General features: G+C 31.5%; 1 protein-coding gene and 1 pseudogene. Both read left to right on the top strand.

All coding sequences use genetic code 11. The features are described from left to right. A partial coding sequence (locus CHM34_RS18380) for a winged helix-turn-helix domain-containing protein (protein ID WP_141201782.1) occupies positions 1-248 on the top strand: 248 nt, incomplete at its 5' end. Next, positions 236-473 (top strand): annotated as a pseudogene (locus CHM34_RS18375) (DUF4133 domain-containing protein); the annotation flags it as partial. The gene CHM34_RS18380 and the pseudogene CHM34_RS18375, both read left to right, overlap by 13 nt.

Below are 473 nucleotides of genomic sequence, written 5' to 3'. Positions count from 1 at the left end.
AAATATGGCATGACGATACTTCTATCGCATTTACGAAAAGTGAGTACGGAATTTGTGAATATTTAGCTTTGAATCATGGACAAGTATTTTCAAGAGAAAAGATTTACGAAAATGTTTTCGGATATGAGGGAGAAAGTGATAACCGAGTAATTGTAGAACATATTAAAAATATCCGTCAAAAATTAGGTAAGCATGACATGAATCCAATAGAAACAGTATGGGGAATTGGTTATAAATGGAGAAAGTGAAAAAACAAGTCAATCTTAGCAAAATATTAATCCAGTATATCTTTGCATTTTCAATAGGGACGATTGCATTAGTTACTTTTTTTATGATTCTATACCAAATTGGAGTTAACGCAGAGATAATCCTTCCAGCGAATTATTATGAAAAACAGATTGAATCACAAAGAGACGCCATAGTTAAAGCCGAAGAGCACGATGATCAAATTTTAAAACAATATAAATATGCTG

It is taken from the genome of Paludifilum halophilum, assembly GCF_002245355.1.
Lineage (GTDB): Bacteria > Bacillota > Bacilli > Thermoactinomycetales > DSM-45169 > Paludifilum > Paludifilum halophilum.
The sequence above is the reverse complement of the archived record's forward strand: the minus strand, read 5'-3'. Positions and strand labels throughout refer to the sequence as shown.